This window comes from Pseudomonas umsongensis (assembly GCF_012647205.1).
GTDB classification, from domain to species: Bacteria; Pseudomonadota; Gammaproteobacteria; order Pseudomonadales; family Pseudomonadaceae; genus Aquipseudomonas; species Aquipseudomonas umsongensis.
On sequence record NZ_CP051487.1, the window covers coordinates 4424811 to 4449263 of the forward strand.

22 protein-coding genes are annotated in these 24453 nt (G+C 62.4%); 15 read left to right on the top strand and 7 right to left on the bottom strand.

Going from position 1 to position 24453, the window contains the following annotated elements:
• The first annotated feature begins 37 nt into the window (after positions 1-37).
• The 5 genes from HGP31_RS19925 (at position 38) to HGP31_RS19945 (ending at position 4735) form a co-directional block, all read left to right on the top strand.
• On the top strand, positions 38-1240 hold the full coding sequence (locus HGP31_RS19925; protein ID WP_020796911.1) for an NAD(P)/FAD-dependent oxidoreductase: 1203 nt from the start codon (positions 38-40) through the stop codon (positions 1238-1240).
• Positions 1241-1292: 52 nt separating this feature from the next.
• The gene (locus HGP31_RS19930) at positions 1293-1553 is read left to right on the top strand and encodes a transmembrane sensor/regulator PpyR (RefSeq protein ID WP_083349361.1); all 261 of its coding nucleotides are present in this window, start codon (positions 1293-1295) and stop codon (positions 1551-1553) included.
• A 520-nt stretch (positions 1554-2073) separates the two neighbouring features.
• Positions 2074-3057 carry a FecCD family ABC transporter permease gene (locus tag HGP31_RS19935; RefSeq protein WP_168759199.1) on the top strand — a complete coding sequence of 328 codons (984 nt, stop codon included), beginning with the start codon at positions 2074-2076 and terminating at the stop codon, positions 3055-3057.
• Positions 3057-3824, top strand: coding sequence for a heme ABC transporter ATP-binding protein (locus HGP31_RS19940; protein ID WP_168758520.1), 768 nt, complete (start codon positions 3057-3059; stop codon positions 3822-3824). Before HGP31_RS19935 ends, HGP31_RS19940 begins: the two co-directional genes overlap by 1 nt.
• 26 nt (positions 3825-3850) lie before the next feature.
• Complete coding sequence (locus HGP31_RS19945; protein WP_168758521.1) at positions 3851-4735, top strand: ChaN family lipoprotein; 885 nt, start codon at positions 3851-3853, stop codon at positions 4733-4735.
• Positions 4736-4855: 120 nt separating this feature from the next.
• On the opposite strand, the gene HGP31_RS19950 is transcribed toward HGP31_RS19945, so the two are convergent.
• Positions 4856-5245 carry a c-type cytochrome gene (locus HGP31_RS19950; RefSeq protein ID WP_020796904.1) on the bottom strand — a complete coding sequence of 130 codons (390 nt, stop codon included), beginning with the start codon at positions 5243-5245 and terminating at the stop codon, positions 4856-4858.
• Between the two features lie 207 nt (positions 5246-5452).
• Here HGP31_RS19950 and HGP31_RS19955 point away from each other — a divergent pair, with 207 nt between their 5' ends.
• The 3 genes from HGP31_RS19955 to HGP31_RS19965 all read left to right on the top strand — a co-directional run bounded on the left by HGP31_RS19955 (position 5453) and on the right by HGP31_RS19965 (position 7331).
• The gene (locus HGP31_RS19955) at positions 5453-6202 is read left to right on the top strand and encodes an SDR family oxidoreductase (protein ID WP_033045137.1); all 750 of its coding nucleotides are present in this window, start codon (positions 5453-5455) and stop codon (positions 6200-6202) included.
• A gap of 55 nt (positions 6203-6257) precedes the next feature.
• Positions 6258-6662, top strand: coding sequence for a cupin domain-containing protein (locus tag HGP31_RS19960; protein WP_020796902.1), 405 nt, complete (start codon positions 6258-6260; stop codon positions 6660-6662).
• 186 nt (positions 6663-6848) lie between these two features.
• On the top strand, positions 6849-7331 hold the full coding sequence (locus HGP31_RS19965) for a hypothetical protein (protein WP_240963496.1): 483 nt from the start codon (positions 6849-6851) through the stop codon (positions 7329-7331).
• 189 nt (positions 7332-7520) lie between these two features.
• On the opposite strand, the gene HGP31_RS19970 is transcribed toward HGP31_RS19965, so the two are convergent.
• A complete protein-coding gene (locus HGP31_RS19970; protein WP_083349367.1) occupies positions 7521-8351 on the bottom strand; it encodes an oxidoreductase in 831 nt (276 codons plus the stop codon).
• Positions 8352-8481: 130 nt separating this feature from the next.
• Between HGP31_RS19970 and HGP31_RS19975 the strand changes: the two genes are divergently transcribed.
• Together HGP31_RS19975 and HGP31_RS19985 are read left to right on the top strand one after the other, a co-directional pair.
• Positions 8482-9387 (top strand): LysR family transcriptional regulator, encoded by a 906-nt coding sequence (locus HGP31_RS19975; protein ID WP_168758522.1) that lies wholly within the window; start codon positions 8482-8484, stop codon positions 9385-9387.
• A 332-nt stretch (positions 9388-9719) separates the two neighbouring features.
• Positions 9720-10037, top strand: coding sequence for an NIPSNAP family protein (locus HGP31_RS19985; protein ID WP_151144103.1), 318 nt, complete (start codon positions 9720-9722; stop codon positions 10035-10037).
• Between the two features lies 1 nt (position 10038).
• On the opposite strand, the gene HGP31_RS19990 is transcribed toward HGP31_RS19985, so the two are convergent.
• From HGP31_RS19990 to speB, 5 genes are all read right to left on the bottom strand, one after another.
• Entirely contained in the window at positions 10039-10497 is a 459-nt protein-coding gene (locus HGP31_RS19990) for a GNAT family N-acetyltransferase (RefSeq protein ID WP_168758523.1), read from the bottom strand.
• A gap of 159 nt (positions 10498-10656) precedes the next feature.
• The gene (gene betA / locus HGP31_RS19995) at positions 10657-12345 is read right to left on the bottom strand and encodes a choline dehydrogenase (RefSeq protein ID WP_168759201.1); all 1689 of its coding nucleotides are present in this window, start codon (positions 12343-12345) and stop codon (positions 10657-10659) included.
• A gap of 17 nt (positions 12346-12362) precedes the next feature.
• Positions 12363-13937, bottom strand: coding sequence for a purine-cytosine permease family protein (locus HGP31_RS20000; protein WP_020796890.1), 1575 nt, complete (start codon positions 13935-13937; stop codon positions 12363-12365).
• 182 nt (positions 13938-14119) lie between these two features.
• Positions 14120-15631, bottom strand: coding sequence for an aldehyde dehydrogenase family protein (locus HGP31_RS20005; protein WP_168758524.1), 1512 nt, complete (start codon positions 15629-15631; stop codon positions 14120-14122).
• A 71-nt stretch (positions 15632-15702) separates the two neighbouring features.
• Positions 15703-16701, bottom strand: coding sequence for an agmatinase (gene speB / locus HGP31_RS20010; protein WP_020796888.1), 999 nt, complete (start codon positions 16699-16701; stop codon positions 15703-15705).
• 152 nt (positions 16702-16853) lie between these two features.
• On the opposite strand from speB, the gene HGP31_RS20015 reads away from it, so the two are divergent.
• The 5 genes from HGP31_RS20015 to glyA all read left to right on the top strand — a co-directional run bounded on the left by HGP31_RS20015 (position 16854) and on the right by glyA (position 24334).
• On the top strand, positions 16854-17768 hold the full coding sequence (locus HGP31_RS20015) for a LysR family transcriptional regulator (protein ID WP_020796887.1): 915 nt from the start codon (positions 16854-16856) through the stop codon (positions 17766-17768).
• A gap of 69 nt (positions 17769-17837) precedes the next feature.
• Positions 17838-19346, top strand: a complete 1509-nt coding sequence (locus tag HGP31_RS20020) for a sigma-54-dependent transcriptional regulator (protein ID WP_151142734.1) — start codon at positions 17838-17840, stop codon at positions 19344-19346.
• 347 nt (positions 19347-19693) lie between these two features.
• Positions 19694-20077 carry a glycine cleavage system protein GcvH gene (gene gcvH, locus HGP31_RS20025; RefSeq protein WP_020796885.1) on the top strand — a complete coding sequence of 128 codons (384 nt, stop codon included), beginning with the start codon at positions 19694-19696 and terminating at the stop codon, positions 20075-20077.
• Between the two features lie 9 nt (positions 20078-20086).
• Positions 20087-22936 (top strand): aminomethyl-transferring glycine dehydrogenase, encoded by a 2850-nt coding sequence (gene gcvP / locus HGP31_RS20030; RefSeq protein ID WP_168758525.1) that lies wholly within the window; start codon positions 20087-20089, stop codon positions 22934-22936.
• 129 nt (positions 22937-23065) lie between these two features.
• Positions 23066-24334: a serine hydroxymethyltransferase gene (gene glyA, locus HGP31_RS20035; protein ID WP_168758526.1), complete on the top strand. Its 1269-nt coding sequence runs from the start codon at positions 23066-23068 to the stop codon at positions 24332-24334.
• Positions 24335-24453: the final 119 nt, after the last annotated feature.

The following is a 24453-nucleotide window of genomic DNA, read 5'->3' on the forward strand; positions in this document are numbered from 1 at the left end:
ATTAAGCGGCACTCGATTGTTCTTCAGGAGCTAAACAATGAAACAGCAAATCTTGATTATTGGTGCAGGGTTCGGTGGGGTCTGGAGCGCGTTGAGCGCTGCCCGCCTGTTGGACAAGCACGATCGAAACGACGTCGAGATCACCGTGTTGGCTCCTCAGGCCGAGTTGCGCATCCGCCCGCGCTTCTACGAGCCTGACGTGCACACCATGACTGCACCGCTGCACGAACTGTTCGACGCCGTGGGAGTAAAATTCGTCAAGGGTTCGGCCGAGGTCATCGACGAGCACAACAAACAGGTCCGCTACACCAACGCCGCGGGCATCCAGGGCACGCTGACCTATGATCGCCTGGTGCTGGCCGCCGGCAGCAAGCTGATGCGTCCGCCGGTCGAAGGCATGCTGGAGCACGCCTTCGATGTCGACGAGATCGAATCCGCCACTCGCCTGGAAGCTCACATCAAGTCACTGAAGGACAAGCCGGTCAGCGCCGCCCGCAATACCGTGGTGGTGGCTGGCGGTGGTTTCACCGGGATTGAAACCGCGACCGAAATGCCGGCACGCCTGCGTGCCGTCCTCGGTGAAAACGTCGACATCCGGGTCATCGTGGTTGACCGTGCCCCGCAAGTCGCCGCTGCTCTGGGCGATGGGATCCGCCCCTCGATCGTCGAAGCCTCGCAGCACCTGGGCATCGAGTGGGTTCTCAACGCTACCGTTGCCGCGGTCGATGCCAATGGCGTCATCCTTGCCGATGGCCAGCGCATCGAATCCAACACCGTGATCTGGACCGTCGGTTTCCGTGCCAACTCGCTGACCGAACAAGTGCAAGGTACTCGCGATCATCAGGGCCGCCTGCATGTCGATCAGCACCTCAAGGTGCGAGGCCACGCCGATGTGTACGCCAGCGGCGACGTGGCCTACGCTGCCACCGATGACCAGGGTAACTTCGCGGCAATGTCCTGCCAGCATGCCATCGCCCTGGGGCGCTATGCCGGAAACAACGTCGCCGCGGAGCTGCTGGGTGTGGAGCCGATGGCCTACAGCCAACCCAAGTATGTCACCTGCCTGGACCTGGGCGCCTGGGGCGCGGTGTTCACTGAGGGCTGGGAGCGCGAGGTCAAGCTGGTCAAGCACGAAGCCAAGGAACTCAAGACCCAGATCAACACCCTGTGGATCTATCCGCCGGCGGCTGATCGTGCCGTGGCGCTGGCGGCGGCCGATCCGTTGATCCCGGTGGCCTGAAGACGATTAATACGGCCGTGCCCCCTGTCACTGCCAGTCGCAGGTAACCGACATGTATGGTTTTTTCGAGCATCCGTATCGGGTCTTGACGTTGTCCCACGTCATGTTGATCGGCGGGCTGATTGCACTGGTCGCCGGGGCCATCCTGGCCTATGGCCTGGATCAATATCTGTCGCTACCCAGCCTGGTGATGGCCCATGCCATGACGATACTCGGCCCGACCGCCATCAAGCTCGGTTATGTGATGCGCTTGCTGACGCTCAATCGCCTGCGCTGCCAGCCACTGAGCCAACCGCCTGGCCTCGCCGGGTGATGTGAAATTTCGCCTGAATCCCGGCCAGCCCACTCCTTGCTGGACCGGGACCTTTCCCAAGCGCCCGCCACTGGTTTTCTGGCGGGCGTTTTTTCTCCAGCCAGTAAACCCGTAAGAGCTAGCGGTGCGGCGATCCAACTTACCGGCGAACCCGGCGCCATGGTCTATCTGCTACCTCCCGCCACCTCAGGTTCACAACGCAGAACTTAATAGGGGCGTGTGCGCAAACTGTGCGTCGATGGCATCATCACCCGCTTTGAAGGTTTCGATGTCGACGGTGAACGGTTCACCCAGCTGTTCGGCATGCCCTGGCCGAAACCGCCACCGCCCTGATCGACTAAGGAAGCGCCCTGATGCGTATCAAATCACTGCTAGCGTGCGCCGGCATGCTCCCGAGCCAAATGGCCGTGGCTGGCACCCTGCCACAGGTGCAGGCTGCCGAGCGCCAGGCAACAGAGAGCACCCGATGACGGCCATCGTTCGGCCACGGCCGATGCTGATTACCCTGGGTCTGTTATTGCTGCTGGTGTTCTGGCTGTCCCTGGCCCTGGGGCCGGTCAGCCTGCCGCTGGGCGAAACATTGCTGGCCGGGTTGCGGCTGCTCGGATTGCCGGTGGAGGGAGACGACAGCCAACAGGCGCAGCTGATCCTCGGCCAGATTCGCCTGCCGCGCAGTTTGCTCGGCATCGCGGTGGGAGCGGTGCTCGCGTTGTCCGGCGTGGCCATGCAAGGGTTATTTCGCAATCCGCTGGCAGACCCGGGGCTGGTCGGAGTGTCCGGCGGCGCGGCGCTGGGCGCGGCTGTCGCCATCGTCGGTGGCAATCTGCTGGGCGGTTTGCCGCCGGCCATCGAGCCGTACCTGTTGTCGGTATGCGCATTCGCCGGTGGCCTGATCGTCACGGCGGTGGTGTATCGCTTTGGCCGCAGCGACGGCCAGACCAACGTCGCCACCATGTTGTTGGCGGGCGTGGCGATGACCGCCATGGCCGGGGCCGGGGTCGGCCTGTTTACCTACCTGGCCGATGACGCCACGCTGCGCACCCTGACCTTCTGGAACCTGGGCAGCCTCAACGGCGCCAGTTACCCGCGCCTGTGGCCGCTGCTGATCGTGGCAGTCGGCGTGGCGTTGTGGTTGCCGCGGCGCGCGGCGGCGCTCAACGCGCTGCTGTTGGGGGAGTCCGAAGCCCGCCACCTGGGCTTCAATGTCGAGCGGATCAAGCTTGAGCTGGTGCTGTGCACCGCGCTGGGTGTGGGGGCCGCAGTGGCGGCGGCCGGCCTGATCGGCTTTATCGGCCTGGTGGTACCGCACCTGATGCGACTGCTGGTCGGTCCCGATCATCGGGTGTTGCTGCCAGCTTCATTGCTGGCCGGCGCCAGCCTGTTGTTGCTGGCCGATCTGGTCGCGCGTTTGCTGCTGGCGCCGGCCGAGTTGCCGATCGGCATCGTCACCGCGCTTATCGGTGCGCCCTTCTTCCTTTATCTGCTGGTACGGGGGCGTTCCTGATGCTACGGGCCAACAATTTAATGGTGCGACGCGGCAATCGCACGGTACTGGCGGACATCGACATCGAGCTGCATCCGGGTCAAGTCCTCGGCGTGCTGGGCCCCAACGGCGCCGGTAAAAGCACGCTGCTGGCCGCCTTGTGCGATGAGCTGCCGGCCAACGCAGGCACGGTCAGCCTAGACGAACGTGCACTCGCCGACTGGCCGGGCCAGGAGCGAGCCAGACGCCTGGCGGTCTTGCCCCAGAGTTCGAGCCTGAACTTTGCCTTCTCAGTCAATGAAGTGGTGGGCATGGGTCGCCTGCCCCATGCCAGCGGGCGCGTGCGCGATGCGCAAATTGTCGCCCAGGCCCTGAGTGCCGCCGACGCCCTGCACCTGGCGGGACGCAGTTATCTGGCCCTGTCCGGTGGCGAACGCCAGCGTGTGCACCTGGCGCGCGTGCTCGCACAATTGTGGCCGGGTGCCGAGGGTCAGACCCTGCTGCTCGATGAGCCGACCTCAATGCTCGATCCGCTGCACCAGCACACCATCCTGCAAGCGGTGCGCGATTTCGCCGGGCGCGGTGCGGCGGTACTGGTGATCCTGCACGACCTGAACCTGGCTGCCCGTTATTGCGATCAATTGTTGCTGTTGCAGGAGGGTCGCCCGCACGCCTATGGTCCACCGGATGAAGTCCTGAACGCCCAGGCGCTGGAAGCAGTGTACGGGCTGCAAGTGCTGATTCAGCGGCATCCGGAACGCGGTCATCCGTTGATTATCGCGCGCTGATCCCCGCCGTTCTAAAAGGAAAACCGATGCGCATTGTGCTGTTATTCCTGGTCAGCCTGCTGGCTGCCTGCCAAACCCATTACGTCGCAGCGCCGCCACCAGCGATCGCCCCGCAAGGGCGAGATCACGCCGATCTCGGGTTGATCCGCGAACTCGCCAGCGGACGCGCCCTCACCCCGCAGGAGCTGGTCGAGCGCCTGGCGGTTGCGCCACGGGTGCTGGTCGGCGAGCAACACGACAACCCCGATCACCATGCCTTGCAACTGTGGTTGCTGCGCCAACTGGCGGCGCAGCGCCCGCAAGGCAGCCTGTTGATGGAAATGCTCAACCCCGACCAACAGGCAAAAGTCGATGCGGCCCAGGCCGCGACCCGTGCCGGCCAACCACCAGCCGACGCTTACCAGGCGCTGTCCTGGCAGGCCAACTGGGATTGGGGCATCTACGGCCCACTGGTCACCTACGCCCTGCGCCAACCCTACCCACTGCTGTCGGCCAACCTGGACCGGGCGCAGATCATGCAGATCTACAAACAGCGCCCGACGCTCAGCGGTGAAGCGTCCACTACCCAAAGGGTACAAGCGACATTGCTGGACGATATCCGCGAGTCCCATTGCGGCTTGCTGCCCGAAGCGCAAATGCCGGCGATGCTCGCTGTGCAGCAACAGCGTGACCGGCGCATGGCCGAACGCCTGCTGGCGGCACCGACGCCTGCGCTATTGCTGGCCGGGGCGTTCCATGTGCGCAAGGATCTGGGGGTGCCGTTGCACCTGCAGGACCTCGGCGCTGGCGAAGGTAACGCAGTGCTGGTGCTGGCTGAAGTGGGCAAGACCGTGAGCGCCGACAGCGCGGATTATGTGTGGTATACGGCAGCGCAGCCGGAGCAGGACCATTGCGCTGAACTGCGTCGCTAAAAATGCACCCCTGTAGGAGCTGCCGCAGGCTGCGATCTTTTGATTTTTCCAGGGCCAAAGCAAGATCAAAAGATCGCAGCCTGCGGCAGCTCCTACAGGTCGAGGTACATCTGCCAGTTTTCAGGGTGCCGGGAAGGTCTGGATGTAAGCCAGCAAATCATCGATCTTCTCTCGATCGCTGATCCCCCAGAAAATCATCCGTGTGCCCGACACCACGGCTTTCGGGTCCTCGATGTACGCCGCCAGTTTTTCCCGCGTCCAGACAATGCCCGACGATTTCATCGCGTCGGAGTACTGATAGTCCGTGGTGCTGCCGGCAACCCGTCCGACAACACCGTTGAGTTGCGGACCAAAAAACGCCCGCGCCGACTCGCCGATCTGATGGCAGCCACCACACACCCGCTTGAACAGTTTACCGCCCGCCTCGGCATCGCCCTGCGCGTTCGCTTGCGTGGCGAACAGGCCTGTACCGAGGGTCAGGACGAGGGTCATCACGGCCGCTTTGTTCATTTCCAGCTCCCGCCTGCAGCGAAAAAAAAATGGCCGCCATTTGAGCATGACCAGGGCCCATGGCCGAAGCTTTTCGCATGTACAAGGCCCAAGCGTGCCGTCCATCCCGCCAAGCCTCGCTGCGCTTTTGCCCGCCTAGACTAGCTACTCACAACGTGAGTGGCATGTACAGCCGCCACCCCCACACCAACTTACGGAGACTCAATCATGAAAATTGTTGTCATCGGCGGTACCGGCTTGATTGGAACACAACTGTGCAAACTCCTGCGCGAAGGCGGACATGATGTGGTGCCCGCCACGCCGAGTACCGGCGTCAACGCAGTCACCGGAGAAGGCTTGAAGGCCGCGCTGCAAGGCGCCGACGTGGTGGTCGACGTCGCCAATTCACCTTCGTTCGAAGATGCCGCCGTGCTGGAATTCTTCGAAAAATCCGGGCGCAACCTTGCCGCCGCCGAGGAGGCCGCCGGGGTCAAGCATCACGTCGCGCTTTCGGTAGTGGGCACGGAGCGAATGCTCGAAAGCGGCTACTTTCGCGCCAAGATGGCCCAGGAGGAATTGATCAAGAACGCGGGAGTGCCCTACTCGATTCTGCGCGCTACGCAGTTCTTCGAGTTCATCGGCGCCATTGCACAATCAGGCGCACAAGGCGACACCATTCGCCTGACATCGGCCGCCCTGCAGCCGATCGCCTCGGCCGATGTCGCCGCGGCACTGGCCAAAATTGCCGTGGCGGCGCCCACCGGCAAAATCGAGGAAGTGGCTGGCCCTGACAAACAACCTCTGGTGTCGTTCGCAAAAACCTACCTGCAACACACCAAGGATCAGCGTGAAGTGATTACCGACGACAACGCCGGATATTACGGCGCGATCATCAACGACCAGTCACTGACCCCTGGCGCCAATCCCATCCTCGGCAAGATTCACTTCGATCAATGGCTCAAGAGCACCAGCGCCTGACAAGCCAGTCGGTCAGACACTGGCACCCGCCTACTATTCTCATCAGGAGCATCCCATGCGAACCCCCATGCTTCTCGCCCTGTTTACCCTGTCCTTCACCACTACCGCAACGGCACTGGCCGCCGAAGCGCCGCCTCCGGACGTCAAGGAAGTGTCGGTCACGGCGCTGCCCGATTACCCCGGCAAGGAAGTGCTGATGCTCACCGTCGAATACCCGCCGGGCGGTGCCGACCCGGTTCATCGACACGACGCCCACGGTTTCATCTATGTGCTCGAAGGCTCGATCGTCATGGGGGTCAAGGGTGGCAAGGAAGTCACGTTGATGCCCGGACAGAGCTTCCATGAAGGCCCCAACGATATTCACACGGTGGGCCGCAATGCCAGCAAGGACAAGCCGGCGAAGTTTGTCGTCTTTCTATTGAAGGACCAGGGTAAGCCGCCGGTGTTGCCTGCCGATTGATCATCGCCCGGCATACTCGCGTATGAGTGGCTAATACCTGGATGTTGATCTTGACAACCTATGCATGAGTGACGGGGTTTTTCAGGCAATTAAGATGCAGGCATCGAATGTCAGGGCTGCAATAGCCGGCATTCCTGCCTGCCCACTTGTTGCTTGAACAATCCCGTGACTCATTAGGTGAACATGATGAACACCCCCCGCCTTGCATCAGGACTTGCCCTCCTTTCAGCCCTCGCTTTACTCACCGCCAACGCACAGGCCGTCGAAGCGGGAGCCGGAACGTCCGGCGCCCACACGGCCGTGCATAACGCTGCCGAGGGGGGTGCAGACCGCACCAAGGAACCACAACTGGCTGCCGATGGTGCGCAGCGTCTCAAGCAGAATCAGGTGGCTGAAGGTGGCGCCGATCGCCTGAGAGAACGGCAGCTCAAGCAAAATCAGGTCGCCGAAGGTGGCGCCGATCGCCTGCGCGAGCGGCAACTGGCATCGGACGGTTCCGATCGACTGAAGCAAAAAAACGTTGCCGCAGGCGGATACAACTCGATGCGCGGGACAAGGGTGGCAGAAGGTGGCTCCGACCGCCTGCGGCACAATCATTACGCCGATGGCAGCAATGGCTACGATGCCAGCTCCGACGTCATGCCCTATTTCTGCATGGAATGCCGCTGATCTCCTGTAGGAGCGAGCATGTTCCGGGTGGCGTTCCGACGATGGTCGTGAACGATAACGCGTAGAACCAGATGCCCAGCGGCGCCCGTGGGTTTCTCGCGAGCATGCTCGCTCCTACAAGGGTAAATCTCATGCACAAAAAAATCCGGAGTCCTGTGAATGGGTCCGGATTTTTTGGTGCGCGTGTAGTTAGTCCTTGAAATCGGTGGACAGTGCCAGCTCGTTCCATTGCGCCAATTCCTGGGCGACAAAGCGGTTTTTCGCTTCGATGCGCGCGATGGTATCGCTGCCCAGTGCCAGCCGTTGTGGCGGCTTCGGTGCATTGACCAGGGCCAGCATGGCGTCGGCGAACTTCACCGGATCGCCCGGCTGGGCATGGTTGGCGGCTTCGGCATGCTTGCGCATGGCGCCGACGGTTTCATCGTAGTCCGACAGTTCCAGCGCGGTCTTCACCAGCGATTGCTCGTCGAGGAAGTCGGTGCGGAAGAAGCCCGGCTCGACCACCGTGGCATGTATCCCTAGCGGCGCCAGTTCCTGGTGTAGCGCTTCGGTAATACCTTCTACCGCAAACTTGGTGGAACCGTAGACACCCCAGCCCATGTAGGCGTGGTAGCCGCCGATGGAAGAAATGTTGATCACATGTCCGCTGCGCTGGCGACGCATGTGCGGCAGTACCGCCCGGGTCACGTTGAGCACGCCGAAGACGTTGGTGGCGAACAGACGCTCGGTCTCGCTGGCGCTGGTTTCTTCCACCGCGCCCAGCACGCCGAACCCGGCATTGTTGATCAGCACATCGATGCGGCCGAAACGCTTGATGCCTTCTGCGACGGCCTGATGCGCTTGCTCCTCGCGGGTCACGTCCAGGCGCACGGCCAACAGGTTGGGATGATCGCCGAGCCTGGCAGCTATTTCTTCGGGCTTACGGGCCGTGGCAATCACCGCGTCGCCGGCACGCAGAGCACGTTCTGCGATGAGAGTACCAAAACCACGGGAAGCCCCAGTAATGAACCAAGTACGCATTTCAACTCCTCCTCTCAGCGACCCGAGCGTTATTGCCGGGCCTTCTTGATGAGTTGACGCTACTTTAAAACTGCCTTACTGATGTGATAATCCCAGCAATATTGCATGACTTTGTGAAAGGTATTCACATATGAAAGCGCCTTCGGCCGCTGACCTCTCGACCTTCCTGTGCGTGGCCAATCACCTGAACTTCAGCCGCGCAGCGGTCGAACTGGGGCTGACCCCTTCTGCTTTGAGCCATGCGGTGCGCACCCTGGAGAACCGACTGGGTGTCAGGCTGTTCAATCGCACCACCCGCAGCGTCGGCCTGACCGAAGCCGGCGAGCGTCTCTTTGCCCGACTCAAACCGGCCTTTCGTGATATCGACGATGCCCTGGAAGACCTGAACCATTATCGCGAAAAACCCTCGGGCAACCTGAGAATCACCGCGGGTCGCCAGGCCGCCGAACTGGTGTTGCTGCCACTGGCCAGCAAGTTCCTCGAAGCCTATCCGGACGTCAAACTGGAGATCGTGACAGACGACGCGCTGGTCGATGTGGTGGCGCAGGGTTTTGACGCCGGCGTACGCTTCGGCGCTCGGTTGGAGGCGGACATGGTCTCCCTGCCGATTGGCAGCCACATGCGCTCGGTGGTCGTGGGCTCGGCGGAGTTTTTCCGCAGACATCCCGTTCCGCAAAAACCCGAGGATTTGCATGGCCTGCCGTGCATCCGCCATCGTTTCCCCAGTGGCGCTATGTATCGCTGGGAGTTCGAACGGGGTGCAATCGCCCAGGAAATCGAGATAGACGGCCCGCTGACCCTGGGCGACGTCAGCCTGATGGTCGGCCCGGCGTTGCAAGGCGTCGGCGTGGCCTACATCTTCGAAGACATGGTCAAGGCGCAGATTGCGGACGGCAGCCTGATCCAGGTGCTGGGCGACTGGTGTCCCTACTACCCCGGCCTGCATCTGTACTACCCAAGCCGACGGCATGTGCCGGCAACGCTCAAGGCTTTCATCGAATTTGCGCGAGCGGCACGGGAGGTCGCTCCACGATAGGTTTTTTTGGAACCTGTAGGAGCGAGCATGCTCGCGAAAAACCTGAGGGCACCGCGGGGTGCCAGGCTCCCCGCATCATCGTTGACGACCATCGTCGGAACACGGCCCGGAACATGCTCGCTCCTACAATAAATCGGGTGCAGCCGGCCTCAACCACCGGGGCGGTCTGCTACAGTTCGCAAGCCTCGTTTTCCCGAACCTTCCTCAATGTGGTGGGTTTGCCCCCGGCCGAATGGCTCAAGCGCGATGGCTGTGAAACAGGCGAAGACGTGCCGCCGCTGACGGCGCGGGTCGTACAATCTGCTGAAAATTTTTACCCCAAGAGAGCACCGATGATCACCTGCTACCTGAAATACGTTATCGACCCCTACCAGCTCGAGGCCTTCGAGCATTACGGAAAATTGTGGATCCCCCTGGTAGAAAAATTCGGTGGCCAGCATCACGGCTATTTCCTGCCATCCGAAGGCGCCAACAACATCGCCATGGCGATGTTCACCTTTCCAAGCCTGGCGGCCTACGAAAGTTACCGCCAACAATCGATGAGCGACCCAGAGTGCATTGCCGCCTTCAAACTCGCCGAAGATAAAAAGTTCATCCTCAACTATGAGCGGAGCTTTCTGCGGCCGGTGTTCGGCGACCGGGATCGCTGATTCAGTCTTGGCGCAGGTCCAGGCAATAGGTGAAGTAGCCCGGATCGCGCACATAGCCCAGTGACTCATACAGGCGCTGGGCACTGCAGTTGTCGGTGGCGGTTTCCAGGGTCATGCCCTTGGCTCCCATCAACCGCGCAAAGTCGCGGGCGGTATTCATCAGCAGCGTACCAACGCCTTTGCCCCGGGCGGCGGGCGTGGTGAACAGGTCGCCGAGCAGCCAGGTGCGGTGCGCGTCGATGGAGGAAAAGGTTGGGAACATCTGCACGAAACCCAGCGCCTGGCCGACGGTGTCCTCGGCGAAGAAGATCACCGACTCGTCGCGGGCAATGCGTTCGGCGATGAAGTCGCGGGACTGGGGCAGGTTCGACGGCTGGCCGTAGAAGCCACGATAAGCGTCGAATAACGGCGCGATCGTGTCGATGTGGGAGGCGTCGGCGCGAAGGGCCAGGATAGCCATGAGGGTGCTCCATTGCGGTCTTGGGAGTTTGAGCCTAGCAATGGCAATCGAATTTTTCCTGTGGGAGCGAGCCTGCTCGCGAAGGGGCCATGACATTCAACATTGATGTTGACTGGTCCATCGCTTTCGCGAGCAGGCTCGCTCCCACACAGGATTTGCTTAAACGCGCACGTTACGTCCTGGCAAGGTCGTGCGCTGGCTGTTTTCCCAATTCTCTACCAGCCCCACCGGCACATCCGACTCTGGCAACATCTTCACCCCGCGAACCAGGTCCGAAGCCCGTTCGGCGAGCATGATGGTCGGCGCATTGAGGTTGCCGTTCGGTTCGGTCGGGAACACCGAAGAGTCGATGACCCGCAAGCCCTTGATGCCATGCACCCGCAGCTCGGAATCCACTACCGCCATGTCGTCCTCGCCCATGCGGCACGAACCACAGGGGTGGTAAGTGCTTTCGAGGTTGTCACGGACAAAGGCGTCGAGGTCTTCATCGCTGGTCACCAGCGCTCCGGGGGCGATTTCGCCGTCGCGGAAACGGTCCATGGCTTTCTGGCCGATGATCTCCCGGGTCAGGCGGATGCAGCGGCGGAAGCCTTCGCGGTCCTCTTCGCGCTCCAGGTAGTTGAAGCGAATCTCCGGGTGTTCGTACGGATCGGCCGACCGCACGCGCACATAGCCACGGCTTTTCGGTTTGTTTGGCCCTGTGAGCACCATGAAACCGTGGCCCTTGATCGGCTTGTTGCCGTCGTAGCGCATAGCTGCCGGCAGGAAGTGGAACTGGATGTCCGGCCAGCGCAGGCCCTTCTCGGAGCGAATGAAACCACCGGCCTCGAAGTGGTTGGTGGCGCCCAGGCCGTCCTTGAACAGCAGCCAGCGCAAACCGATCATCAATTTGCTCAGCGGGTCCATCTTGCTGTTGAGCGTCACCGGTTCCTTGCAGCCGAACTGGATGTACACCTCGGCGTGATCCTGCAGGTTCTCCCCTACGCCCGGCAGGTCATGGCGCACGCCGATCCCGGCCTTGCGCAGGACCTCGGCCGGGCCGATGCCGGAGCGTTGCAGCAGGTGCGGCGAACCAATCGGCCCGGACGAGATCAGGACTTCGCGGTTGCAATAAACCTGGTGGGTCTGACCCCCGTGGTCATACATCACCCCGACTGCACGCTTGCCTTCGAGGATGACCTGGCGCGTCATCGCATGGGTAATCACCGTCAGGTTCGGACGGCCCATGGCCGGACGCAAGTAGGCGTTGGCCGTGGAGCAGCGCACGCCATTTTTCACGGTCATGTGCATCGCACCGAAACCTTCCTGCATGTAGCCGTTGCAATCTTCGGTCTTGATGTAGCCCGCCTCCGCGCCGGCTTCGACCCAGGCCCCGTACAACGGATTTTTCATGTGATTGCCGTTGGTGGTGTGCAGTGGTCCGGTCTGCCCGCGATAGCTGTCGCCACCGGACTCGTAGCTTTCGGCGCGCTTGAAGTACGGCAGGCAATTCTTGTAGCCCCAGCCCTGGGCGCCGAGGGATTCCCATTCGTCGAAATCCAGGGCGTGGCCGCGAATGTACACCAGGCCATTGATCGACGACGAACCACCCAGCACCTTGCCCCGCGGGCAATGAATGCGCCGGCCGTTGAGGTAGGTTTCCGGCTCGGTTTCGTAGCGCCAGTTGTACTTCTTGGTGTTCATCGGGATCGAGAACGCACTGGGCATCTGGATCACCACGCTCTTGTCGCTGCCGCCGAATTCCAGGACCAGCACCGAGGTGGCCGGGTCTTCGCTCAGGCGGTTGGCCAACACACAACCTGCCGAGCCTGCGCCAATGATGATGTAGTCGTATTTTTGCGTGGTCATTCTTTGCGTGGTCATGGCTATCTCCCGACCGTCGTTTGAGTGAATACCGGCCGTGGTTGCTGTTTATGGGTCAGCGTGTCGCCAGTGGTGTATTGCGGGGAGGTTATTTCGACCTGCTGGATAACGGCCTCTTCGCGCGCAAGGTCGATCGAACGGCTCAGCCAGTAGTACGCCAGGCCCGAGACGATCAGCCCCACCAGCCAGGCGATGTCGATGCTGCCCAGGGCCTTGGCCAGCGGGCCGACATACACTTCGCGTTGCTCGACGCCGTCGTAGATGTAGAAGAACGGAATCATCGAGATAAAGCCGATGGCATAGGCGGCGATGCCACGCAGGCCCCAGTTGCCGTAGATGTTGCCGTGGGGCATGAAGAAGTGCGGGATGGCGTAGCGGCCCTTGCGCACGAAGAAATAGTCCGTGAGGTTGACCGAGGTCCAGGGCACCAGGAAGTACAGCATCACCACCAGGTAGATGCCGAGCACCGACAGGCCTTTGCCGGAACTCTGGATGCTCAGGGCCACGCCCAGTTGCAGCAGGATCACGAACGCGATGGCGAGGATCCGCGCCTTGCGGGTCGGCTCGATGTGCCTGATCGAATCGACACAGGTCAGGGTAGTCAGCTTGGCGCTGTAGATGTTCATCGCGATCACCGGCAGGAACGCCAGGATGGTCACCACCACGACCGCGGTGCCCATCAGTGGCGACACGGTGTTGCCGACTTGACCCAGGGCCACCAGCACATCCGTGGAGTGCAGGTGATCGGCCAGCCAGCCACCGACGGAAATCATCCACGCTCCGGACAACGAAGCGCCGAGAAACACCACGGCGATCAGCTTGCCGCTGGAGGTGTTCTTTGGCAGGTAACGCGAGTAGTCCGACACGTAGGGGGCATAGGCGATGTTGTAACTCGCCGCGGCCGCGAACTGCGCGATGAAACCGGTCCAGTTGAAGCCCAGCGGTGCGGGGGCCGCTTCGCCCTCGGCCAGCGCCGGCAACACGGCATCCGGTACCCAGCCCATCAACACCGCCAGGGTCACCAGGCCGTACAGCGGCAGCGACAGGCACAACGCCCATTTGAAGCTGCGGTGCATCCAGTCATGGCCGAGGATCGCCAACACCGCCGCCGGGAGGGTCACCGCCACCGCGATCACCGCGGGGCTGAAACCGAACAGCGTGTGCAGGCCCTGCATCATCAGCACCAGGTTGACGATGTTGAACCCGGCGAACACGAACAGCGTCGCCAGCAGCACCAGGATCACCCCACGGTAACCGAACTGCGCGCGGGACTGGATCATCTGTGGCAAGCCGAGGTGCGGGCCTTGCGAACCGTGAAACGCCATGAACAGCGTGCCAAACATGATGCCCAGGGTGCCGGCGAGTGTGGTCCAGAGCGCGGTCAGGCCGACGCTTGGGCCGACGAAGCCGATGGTCATGGTGAAGAAGGTGAAATTGCCGAGGAACCAGAACGGGCCCTGGCTCGACAGTTTGTCGGTGCGCTCGTTCTCGGGGATGAAGTCAATCGAATGCCCCTCGACAACGGATTTGTCGTCGAGGGAAGACACACTCGTGGCGGACTTGGCGTTAGTGTTCATGATGGACTCTTATTGTTGGAAGATCATGACGAGATAACCGCGTTCTTTTCGCGCGTCCGTGCCGATTGACCTGTAGGAGCGAGCCTGCTCGCGATGAGCCCAGGAACACCACGGGGTGTCAGGTTGCCAGCGTTATCGTTGGCGACCATCGCGAGCATGCTCGCTCCTACAGGGGGCTGGCGTCAGCCAGGCAAGGTGATCCACACCGCCTTGGTTTCGAGCAAGTAATCGAGCTGCTCGGCGCCCAGGTCCTTGCCGAACCCGGACTGCTTGTAGCCACCGAACGGCATCGACGGGTCGAGGGTGCCGTGGGCGTTGACGTAGACCGAGCCGGCCTTGAGGCGTGGTATCAGGCGATGCACCTTGCCCAGGTCGTTGGAGTACAGGGCAGCCGCCAAGCCAAAAGCTGAGTCATTGGCCAGGGCCAGGGCCTCTTCATCATCATCGAACTTTGCTGTCACCAGCACCGGACCGAAGATTTCTTCCTGGACGATGCGCATGTCGTTTCGGCAGTTGGCGAAGATGGTCGGCTCGACGAAGAACCCCGGACCATCGACAGGTTGGCCGCCGTACACCAGTTCGGCGCCTTCGGCCTTGCCGGTCTCGATGTACTCGGTAACGCGCTGCTTTTGCAGGGCCGACACCAGTGGGCCGATGAAGCAGTCCGGGTCCAGGCCCGGGGCCATTTTCAGGGTGCGTGTATAGGCGATCAGCTCACGCAGGAATTCGTCATGGACGCTGCTATGAATATAAGCCCGCGTACCGGCATCGCATACCTGCCCGGAGTTGAAAAATACGCCATTGGCGACCGCTTGTGCCGCGGCCGGAATGTCGGCATCGGCAAACACGATGACTGGCGACTTTCCACCGAGTTCGAGGGTCAGCCGCTTCATGTCGTCCAGCGCCGCGCGGCCAACGGTAAGGCCCACCGGGGTGGAACCGGTGAAGGTCAATTTGTCGATGCCGGGGTGGGTGGTCATGGCCGCGCCGACCACGCTGCCGCGACCAGTGACAATGTTGATCACGCCGTCCGGAATGCCCGCTTCCTGCACCAGTTCCGCGAAACGCAGGGCCGACAGCGAGGTCAGCTCAGCGGGCTTGACCACCACGGTGCAACCGGTGGCCAGCGCCGCGCCGAGTTTCCAGGCCATGGTTTGCAGCGGGAAGTTCCACGGCACGATGGCGCCGACCACCCCTACCGCTTCCTTGCGGGTATAGGCCAGGTAATTACCCGGCAGCGAAGGCTCGACGGTGCGCCCGTGGAGCTTGGTGGCCCAACCGGCGAAATAGCGCAGGGTTTCGACAGTGCCCTGGATATCGACGTCCTTGGCGAAGGCTACCGACTTGCCCATGTCGATCGATTCGATTTGCGCCAGCTCGTCGGCGTTCTGTTCGATCAAATCCGCCAGGCGCTGGATCAGGCGTTCGCGTTGCGCCGGTTTTGCCTGGCTCCATTCACCCCCATCGAACTGCGCGCGGGCTGCTTGCACGGCGCGGTCCAGGTCTTCAGTGGTGCCCATGGGAATGCGGGTGATCAGGCCTTCGGTCGAGGGCTCGATGACTTCGGACGTCTGGCCGTCGCTGGCGTCGACCCAGGTACCGCCTATGAACATCTTCTGCGCTTTGCTAAGGAAGGTCTGGGTGGCTTCGCTGACACCAAACTTCTGCAGGTAACTTTTGACGATCGTGTCCATTTTTATTCTCTCTGCCCGGCAGTCAGTTCCTGCCGGGTCTTCGTGGTTTCGATATTCAGGCTGGCCAGCTCTTAAGCCAGCGATTCGCTTTCGGCGGCGGCTCGCACCAAGCCCCGCTCGTGGAAGATGAAGCCGATGCTGTTCAGCAGCAGCTGCGCAGCAAGGATCGAGGTCATGCCGGTCGGGTCGTACACCGGTGCCACCTCCACCAGGTCCATGCCAACGATGTTGCCTTTGCTGCGCTTGGCCAGGGCCTGGATGATTTCCAGCACTTCGTAGTAGAGGAAGCCGCCGTGGCTCGGGGTGCCTGTGCCGGGGGCGATGGACGGGTCGAAACCGTCGATGTCGATGGTGATGTAGTAGTTGATGTTCTGCGGGATCAGCGCCAGTACACCTTCGACGCCAAGGCGACGCACATCGCGCACCGAGAGGATCTTCGAACCGGCCTCGTGAGCCGCTTCGTAGTCGTCGCGGTTGGACGACGAGACGTTGCGGATGCCCATTTGGGTCATGCCGACAATGTGGTTCATTTCCGAGGCGCGGCGCAGCGGGTTGCCGTGGCCGTAACGCACGCCGTGGCGCTCGTCGACGAAGTCCAGGTGTGCATCGAAGTGGATGATGTGGATCGGGCCGCGCCCTTCGAAGGCCTTGATGACCGGTGCGTGCACCGAGTGATCGCCGCCCAGCACCACCGGCATCACACCGGCATCGAGGATCTTGCGCACCGCGTATTCGGTGTTCTTGTTACTGGTGGCCATGTCGGTGTGGACGATGTCGGCATCACCGACGTCGACCATGCGCACGTCCGATGCGGTGAGGTACATCACGTCATCTTCGTGATCGTAGGCCCCGGCGTGGCCGAAGGAAAACAGCGTCGATGCTTCACGAATCCCGCGTGGTCCGAAGCGTGCGCCGGAGCGCCACTGGGTGCCCATGTCGTTGGGCACGCCAAGCACCGCGACGTCGGCATCCAGCGCATCCCAATCGGTGCACACCGGGGATTTGCCAAAGGTGCAATGACCCACGAATGGCAGGTTCAGACGACCGGATTCATAACCGTTGTTCGACATTTCTAGCCTCTCCACTTCTTGTTATCGGCTTGGCGGAACTGCAAGGCGACCGCCGTTGGAAAGACTATGAGCGCAGGTTTTCGTGGAAAAAATGCTAAACATCAGATACTCATATCGGCATTCCCGATGCATCCCCATGCCGGAGGTTCCCGATGATCCAACTGCACGATGTCGACCTGAAACTGCTCAGGGTATTTGCCACGATTGTCCGCTGCGGCGGTTTCTCCGCCGCCCAGGCGGCGTTGAACGCCGGGCAGTCGACCATCAGCGAACAGATGACCCATTTGGAAACCCGCCTTGGGGTCAAGCTCTGCCAGCGCGGGCGCAGCGGCTTTCGCCTGACCGAGCAAGGCGTGGCGATCCATGAAGCCACCCAGCGCCTGCTGTCGGCGGTGGAAAATTTCTGCATGGACGCCGACGTACTCAAGCAGCACATCAGCGGCAAGCTCAACCTGGGGATCATCGACACCACCATCACCGACCCCGATTCGCCGATCCCGCGCACCACCCAGCGCTTCGTGTCGCGCGGGCATGACGTACACCTGAACGTGTACGTCGGCACTCCGGCAGAACTGGAAGAACGGGTGCTCGACGGTCGCCTGCACCTGGCCATCGGGCATTTTCCGATCCATGTACCGGGCCTGCTGCAATCGCCGCTGTATCAGGAAGCGCTGGGCTTGTATTGCGGGCGCCGGCACCCGCTGTATGGGAGCACGGCCGAAGGTGCCGAGTTGCTCGAAGAAATCGGCGCGGGTCGCATCGTCGTACGCGGCTACATGCAGCAATACGACCTGGAACACTTGGGCGTGAGCAAGGCGGCGGCCACCGTGGACAATATCGAAGCCTCGGCGATCCTGATCATCTCCGGCGCCTACATGGGTTTTCTGCCCGAGCACTTCGCCGCCCAGTGGCTCAAGTCAGGCGAAATGCATCAACTGGGCCCGGCGAGCCTGCGGCTGAAATCACCGTTCGACGTGATCACCCGGCGCGGTGTGGCACCGCCGCCGATCCTGCAGGCGTTTCTCGAGGACCTGGCGGCCAGCACCCGCAAAACGGCCAATGGATGACGTGACGCTCGCCAAACTCGAATTCGCCCCGGCATACTGATTTTCGTTCGCCCATCTTGCAGGCCTGTCATGCGCATCCACGTCACCTTCATCGACCGCGTCGGCATCACCCAGGAAGTGCTGGCCCTGCTCGGCGGGCGCAGCTTCAATCTGGACGCCGTGGAGATGGTGCCGCCGAACGTCTACATCGACGCCCCGACCCTCGGCGCCGAAGTACTGGAAGAGTTGCGCGAGGCACTGTTCGGCGTGCGCGGTGTGCAGGCGGTGACCCTGGTCGACATCCTTCCGGGGCAACGTCGGCGCCTGCAACTGGACGCCTTGCTGGCCGCCAGTTCCGACCCGGTGCTGGCGGTCGATGATCGTGGGCACGTGCTGCTGGCCAACCCGGCATTGATCGCCCTGTGCGGTCGCGAACCGGCCGGTGAATCTCTGAGCGCGCTGTTCGACGATGCCGATTTGCAACGCACCTTGATCGCCCAGCATTTCCGCCTGCCCATGCACGAGGTCAGTCTTGGTGGCCACACGTTGCTGCTCGACGCCATGCCGATTACCGACGCTGGCGCCCTGCTCACCCTCTATCAGCCGAATCGCATTGGTGAACGCCTCTCGGCGCTACACCATGATCACGCCGAAGGTTTCGATGCGCTGCTCGGCGAGTCGCCGCCGATCCGCTCGCTCAAGGCCCGCGCGCAACGGGTGGCGGCCCTCGACGCACCGCTGTTGATCCAGGGAGAAACCGGCACCGGCAAGGAACTGGTGGCCCGCGCCTGTCACGCAATCAGCGGTCGCCGTGACAAGCCGTTCCTGGCCCTCAATTGCGCGGCGCTGCCCGAGAGCCTGGCCGAAAGCGAACTGTTCGGCTACGCCCCCGGAGCGTTCACCGGGGCACAACGGGGTGGCAAGCTCGGGCTGCTGGAACTGGCTGACCAGGGCACGGTATTTCTCGACGAAGTCGGCGAGATGTCGCCGTACCTGCAAGCCAAGCTGCTGCGTTTTTTGAGTGATGGCTGCTTCCGCCGGGTCGGGGGCGATCGCGAGGTCAAGGTCAATGTGCGGATCCTCAGCGCGACCCACCGCGACCTGGAAAAAATGGTCGCCGAAGGGCACTTTCGCGAAGACCTGTTCTACCGCCTCAATGTCCTCAACCTGCAGGTGCCGCCACTGCGCGAACGTGGCCACGACATCCTGTTGATGGCCCAGCACTTCATGCAGCAGGCTTGCGCGCAGATCCAGCGCCCGGTCTGTCGCCTGGCGCCCAGCACCTTTCCCGCCCTGCTTGGAAACCGCTGGCCGGGTAATGTGCGGCAACTGCAAAACGTGATCTTTCGCGCGGCGGCGATCTGCGAGAACCCGTTGGTGGACATTGACGACCTGGACATTGCGCGCACCGCTGTGGAGCGCCGGAACGATGGCGAGGTGGGCAGCCTTGAGGAGGCTGTCGAGGGGTTTGAAAGGAATTTGCTGGAGCAGCTTTACCAAAGTTATCCATCCAGCCGGCTACTCGCGGCGCGCCTGCAAACGTCCCATAGTGCGATTGCCATTCGGTTGCGCAAGTACGGCATACCCAACAAGTCGTAAGACCACCTCGGTCAAATGTGGGAGCGGGCTTGCTCGCTCCCACAGGGACTGAGTACCACTTTGATGCTGTGTGCAAATCGATACAGCGTATCGAAATCAAGACAAAACCTTCTCAACCTGTCTACACCGGACTTCGGCCCCTTCCCTTCCCGTGCCTGTCTTGATTTCAATACGGCAACCGCGCATCAATTTGCCCAATAAATCACTAAGCCATTGATTTAAAACAACTAATCAACCTTGGCACCACCCTTGCTATCTCTCCTCCAGCCAAGCTCGCTACCCACACCCGAGCCTGCCCATCGCCTCCGCCACCTGCAGCGGATGAGTCTGAACAATGAGGAGTTGATATGAGCGAATTGCGTTTTACCGTCGAACACGAATGGCTGCGCACCGAAGCTGACGGCACTGTCACCGTTGGCATCACGGCGTTTGCCCAACAGGCATTGGGGGATGTGGTATTCGTTCAGGTGCCTGAGTTGGGCAGCTTCGACGCCGGAGCCGAAGTGTCGGTCGTGGAATCGGTGAAAGCCGCCAGCAGCATCGGCATGCCGTTGGACGGTGAGGTGCTGCACGTGAATTCGGAACTGGACAGCAACCCGGAGCTGGTCAACGAAGACCCGCTGGGCGAAGGCTGGTTCTTCCGTTTCCAGCCCGCTGACGCTGCCGCGCTCGGCCAACTGCTGGATCAGGCCGCCTACGACCGCCTGATCCAAGACCAGATCGACGCCTGAGGACTGCCCATGACCGCCCTCCTCGACACACATGACGAATTCATCGCCCGCCACATCGGCCCCCGCGCCGGTGACGAGCAGGCCATGCTCAACACCCTCGGCTTCGACTCCCTCGAAGCCCTGAGCGCCAGCGTCATTCCCGACAGCATCAAGGGCACCAGCGTGCTCGGCCTGGAAGACGGCCTGAGCGAAGCCGACGCCCTGGCGATGATCAAAGGCATCGCCGGCAAGAACCAACTGTTCAAGACCTTCATCGGCCAGGGCTACTACGGCACCCACACGCCGTCGCCGATCCTGCGCAACCTCCTGGAAAACCCGGCCTGGTACACCGCCTATACCCCCTACCAGCCGGAGATTTCCCAGGGTCGCCTTGAAGCCCTGCTGAACTTCCAGACCCTGATCAGCGACCTCACCGGCCTGCCGATCGCCAACGCCTCCCTGCTCGACGAAGCCACCGCCGCCGCCGAAGCCATGACCTTCTGCAAGCGCCTGAGCAAGAACAAGGGCAGCCACCAGTTCTTCGCCTCCGTGCATTGCCACCCGCAGACCCTTGACGTGCTACGCACCCGTGCCGAGCCGCTGGGCATCGAGGTGGTGGTCGGTGACGAGCGCGAACTGAGCGACGTGTCGCCGTTCTTCGGCGCCCTGCTGCAGTACCCGGCGAGCAACGGTGACGTGTTCGACTACCGCGAACTGACCGAGCGCCTGCACGCCGCCAACGCCCTGGTGGCCGTGGCCGCCGACCTGCTGGCCCTGACCCTGCTGACCCCGCCGGGCGAATTCGGTGCCGACGTGGCCATCGGCAGCGCGCAACGCTTCGGCGTGCCGCTGGGCTTCGGTGGCCCGCACGCGGCGTACTTCTCCACCAAGGATGCGTTCAAGCGCGACATGCCGGGCCGTCTGGTCGGCGTCTCGGTGGACCGTTTCGGCAAGCCGGCCCTGCGCCTGGCGATGCAGACCCGCGAGCAGCACATCCGCCGCGAGAAGGCCACGTCCAACATCTGCACCGCCCAGGTGCTGCTGGCCAACATCGCCAGCATGTACGCCGTGTACCACGGTCCGCAGGGCCTGACGCAGATCGCCCAGCGTGTGCACCAGTTGACCGCGATCCTGGCCAAGGGCTTGAACGCTCTGGGCCTGAAGGTTGAGCAGGACAGCTTCTTCGACACCCTGTCCATCAAGACCGGCGCTGACACCGCGAAACTGCACGAGCGGGCCCGCGCCCAGCAGATCAACCTGCGCGTGGTCGACGCTGAACGTCTGGGCCTGTCCCTGGATGAAACCAGCACCCAGGCTGACGTCGAAACCCTGTGGGCGCTGTTCGCCGCGGGCCAGAGCCTGCCGGACTTCGCCGCCCTCGCCGCCGCCACGCAAGCGACCCTCCCGGCCGCGCTGCTGCGCCAGTCGCCGATCCTCAGCCACCCGGTGTTCAACCGCTACCACTCGGAAACCGAGCTGATGCGCTACCTGCGCAAGCTGGCGGACAAGGACCTGGCGCTGGACCGCACCATGATCCCGCTGGGCTCGTGCACCATGAAACTCAACGCCGCCAGCGAAATGATCCCGGTGACCTGGGCCGAATTCGGCGCCCTGCACCCGTTCGCCCCGGCCGAACAAAGCGCCGGCTACCAGCAGCTGACCGATGAACTGGAAGCGATGCTCTGCGCCGCCACCGGCTACGACTCGATCTCGCTGCAGCCGAACGCCGGTTCGCAAGGTGAATATGCCGGCCTGCTGGCCATCCGCGCCTACCACCAGAGCCGTGGCGAAGACCGTCGCGACATCTGCCTGATCCCGTCCTCGGCCCACGGCACCAACCCGGCCACCGCACAGATGGCCGGCATGCGCGTGGTGGTCACCGCCTGCGACGCCCGCGGCAACGTCGACATCGAAGACCTGCGCGCCAAGGCCATCGAGCACCGCGAGCACCTCGCCGCGCTGATGATCACCTACCCGTCGACCCACGGCGTGTTCGAGGAAGGCATCCGCGAAATCTGCGGCATCATCCACGAGCACGGCGGCCAGGTGTACATCGACGGCGCCAACATGAACGCCATGGTCGGCCTCTGCGCCCCGGGCAAGTTCGGCGGCGACGTGTCGCACCTGAACCTGCACAAGACCTTCTGCATCCCCCACGGCGGTGGCGGCCCGGGCGTCGGCCCGATTGGTGTGAAATCGCACCTGGCGCCATTCCTGCCGGGCCACGCGCACATGGCGCGCAAGGAAGGCGCGGTGTGCGCCGCGCCGTTCGGCAGCGCGAGCATTTTGCCGATCACCTGGATGTACATCCGCATGATGGGCGGCGCCGGCCTCAAGCGCGCCTCGCAGCTGGCGATCCTCAACGCCAACTACATTTCCCGTCGCCTGGAAGAGCACTACCCGGTGCTGTACACCGGCAGCAACGGCCTGGTGGCGCACGAATGCATCCTCGACCTGCGCCCGCTGAAAGACAGCAGCGGCATCAGCGTCGACGACGTGGCCAAGCGCCTGATCGACTTCGGCTTCCATGCCCCGACCATGTCCTTCCCGGTGGCCGGCACCCTGATGATCGAGCCGACCGAAAGCGAATCCAAGGAAGAACTGGACCACTTCTGCGACGCCATGATCCGCATCCGCGAAGAAATCCGCGCGGTGGAAAACGGCACCCTGGACAAGGACGACAACCCACTGAAAAACGCCCCGCACACCGCGGCGGAGTTGGTCGGCGAGTGGTCGCATCCTTACAGCCGTGAGCAGGCGGTTTATCCGGTTGCCTCGCTGATCGAAGGCAAGTACTGGCCGCCGGTCGGCCGTGTCGACAACGTGTTCGGCGATCGCAACCTGATCTGCGCGTGCCCATCCATCGAAGACTACGCATAACCCCCGTAGGAGCTGCCGCAGGCTGCGATCTTTTGATCTGGCTTTAAAAAATCAAAAGATCGCAGCCTCGTTGCACTCGTCAGCTCCTACAGGTGCCCCCCATTTCGAGAACAACAGAGGACTTTCACCATGTTCAGCACCCTTTTTAGCAAGCAGGACCAGATCAAAGGCTACGACGACGAACTGCTGGCGGCGATGAATGCCGAGGATGCGCGGCAGGAGCACCACATCGAGCTGATCGCTTCGGAGAATTACACCAGCCAACGGGTCATGGAGGCGCAAGGCAGCGGCCTGACCAACAAGTACGCCGAAGGCTATCCGGGCAAGCGCTATTACGGCGGTTGCGAGTATGTCGACGTGGTCGAGCAACTGGCCATCGACCGCGCAAAACAATTGTTCGGCGCCGACTACGCCAACGTCCAGCCGCACTCCGGCAGCCAGGCCAACGCGGCCGTGTACCTGGCGTTGCTGCAGGCTGGCGACACCGTGCTGGGCATGAGCCTGGCCCATGGCGGTCACCTGACCCACGGGGCCAAGGTGAGTTTTTCCGGCAAGCTCTACAACGCCGTGCAATACGGCATCGACACCGCGACAGGGTTGATCGACTACGACGAAGTCGAACGCCTGGCCGTCGAGCACCAGCCGAAAATGATCATCGCCGGATTCTCCGCTTACTCCAAGACCCTGGATTTTCCGCGTTTCCGTGAGATCGCCAACAAGGTCGGTGCCTGGCTGTTCGTCGACATGGCCCACGTCGCCGGGCTGGTGGCCACCGGTCTGTACCCGAACCCGCTGCCCTACGCCGACGTGGTCACCACCACGACCCACAAGACCCTGCGCGGTCCGCGCGGTGGCCTGATCCTGGCCAGGGCCAATCCGGAACTGGAAAAAAAGCTCAACGCTGCCGTATTCCCCGGTGGCCAGGGCGGTCCGCTGATGCATGTGATCGCCGCCAAGGCCGTGTGCTTCAAGGAAGCGCTGGAGCCGGCGTTCAAGACTTACCAGGCACAAGTGATCCGCAACGCCCAGGCGATGGCGCAGGTGTTTATCGAACGGGGCTATGACGTGGTGTCCGGTGGTACCGACAACCACCTGTTCCTGGTCAGCCTGATCCGCCAGGGCTTGACCGGCAAGGACGCTGACGCCGCCCTGGGCCGTGCCGGCATCACCGTGAACAAGAACGCGGTGCCCAACGATCCGCAGTCGCCGTTCGTAACCTCAGGCCTGCGCATCGGCACGCCGGCAATCACCAGCCGTGGTTTCAAGGAAGCCCAAAGCATCGAGCTGGCAGGCTGGATCTGCGACATCCTCGATCACCTCGGCGATGCCGATGTCGAGGCCCAGGTCGCCCGCCAGGCTGCCGCTCTGTGTGCGGACTTCCCGGTGTACCGCGACTGATCACACAACACAAACCCCTGTGAAAAACCTGTGGGAGCGAGCCTGCTCGCGAAGGCGGAGTGTCAGTCGACATCTGTGCTGGATGTTCCACCATCTTCGCGAGCAGGCTCGCTCCCACA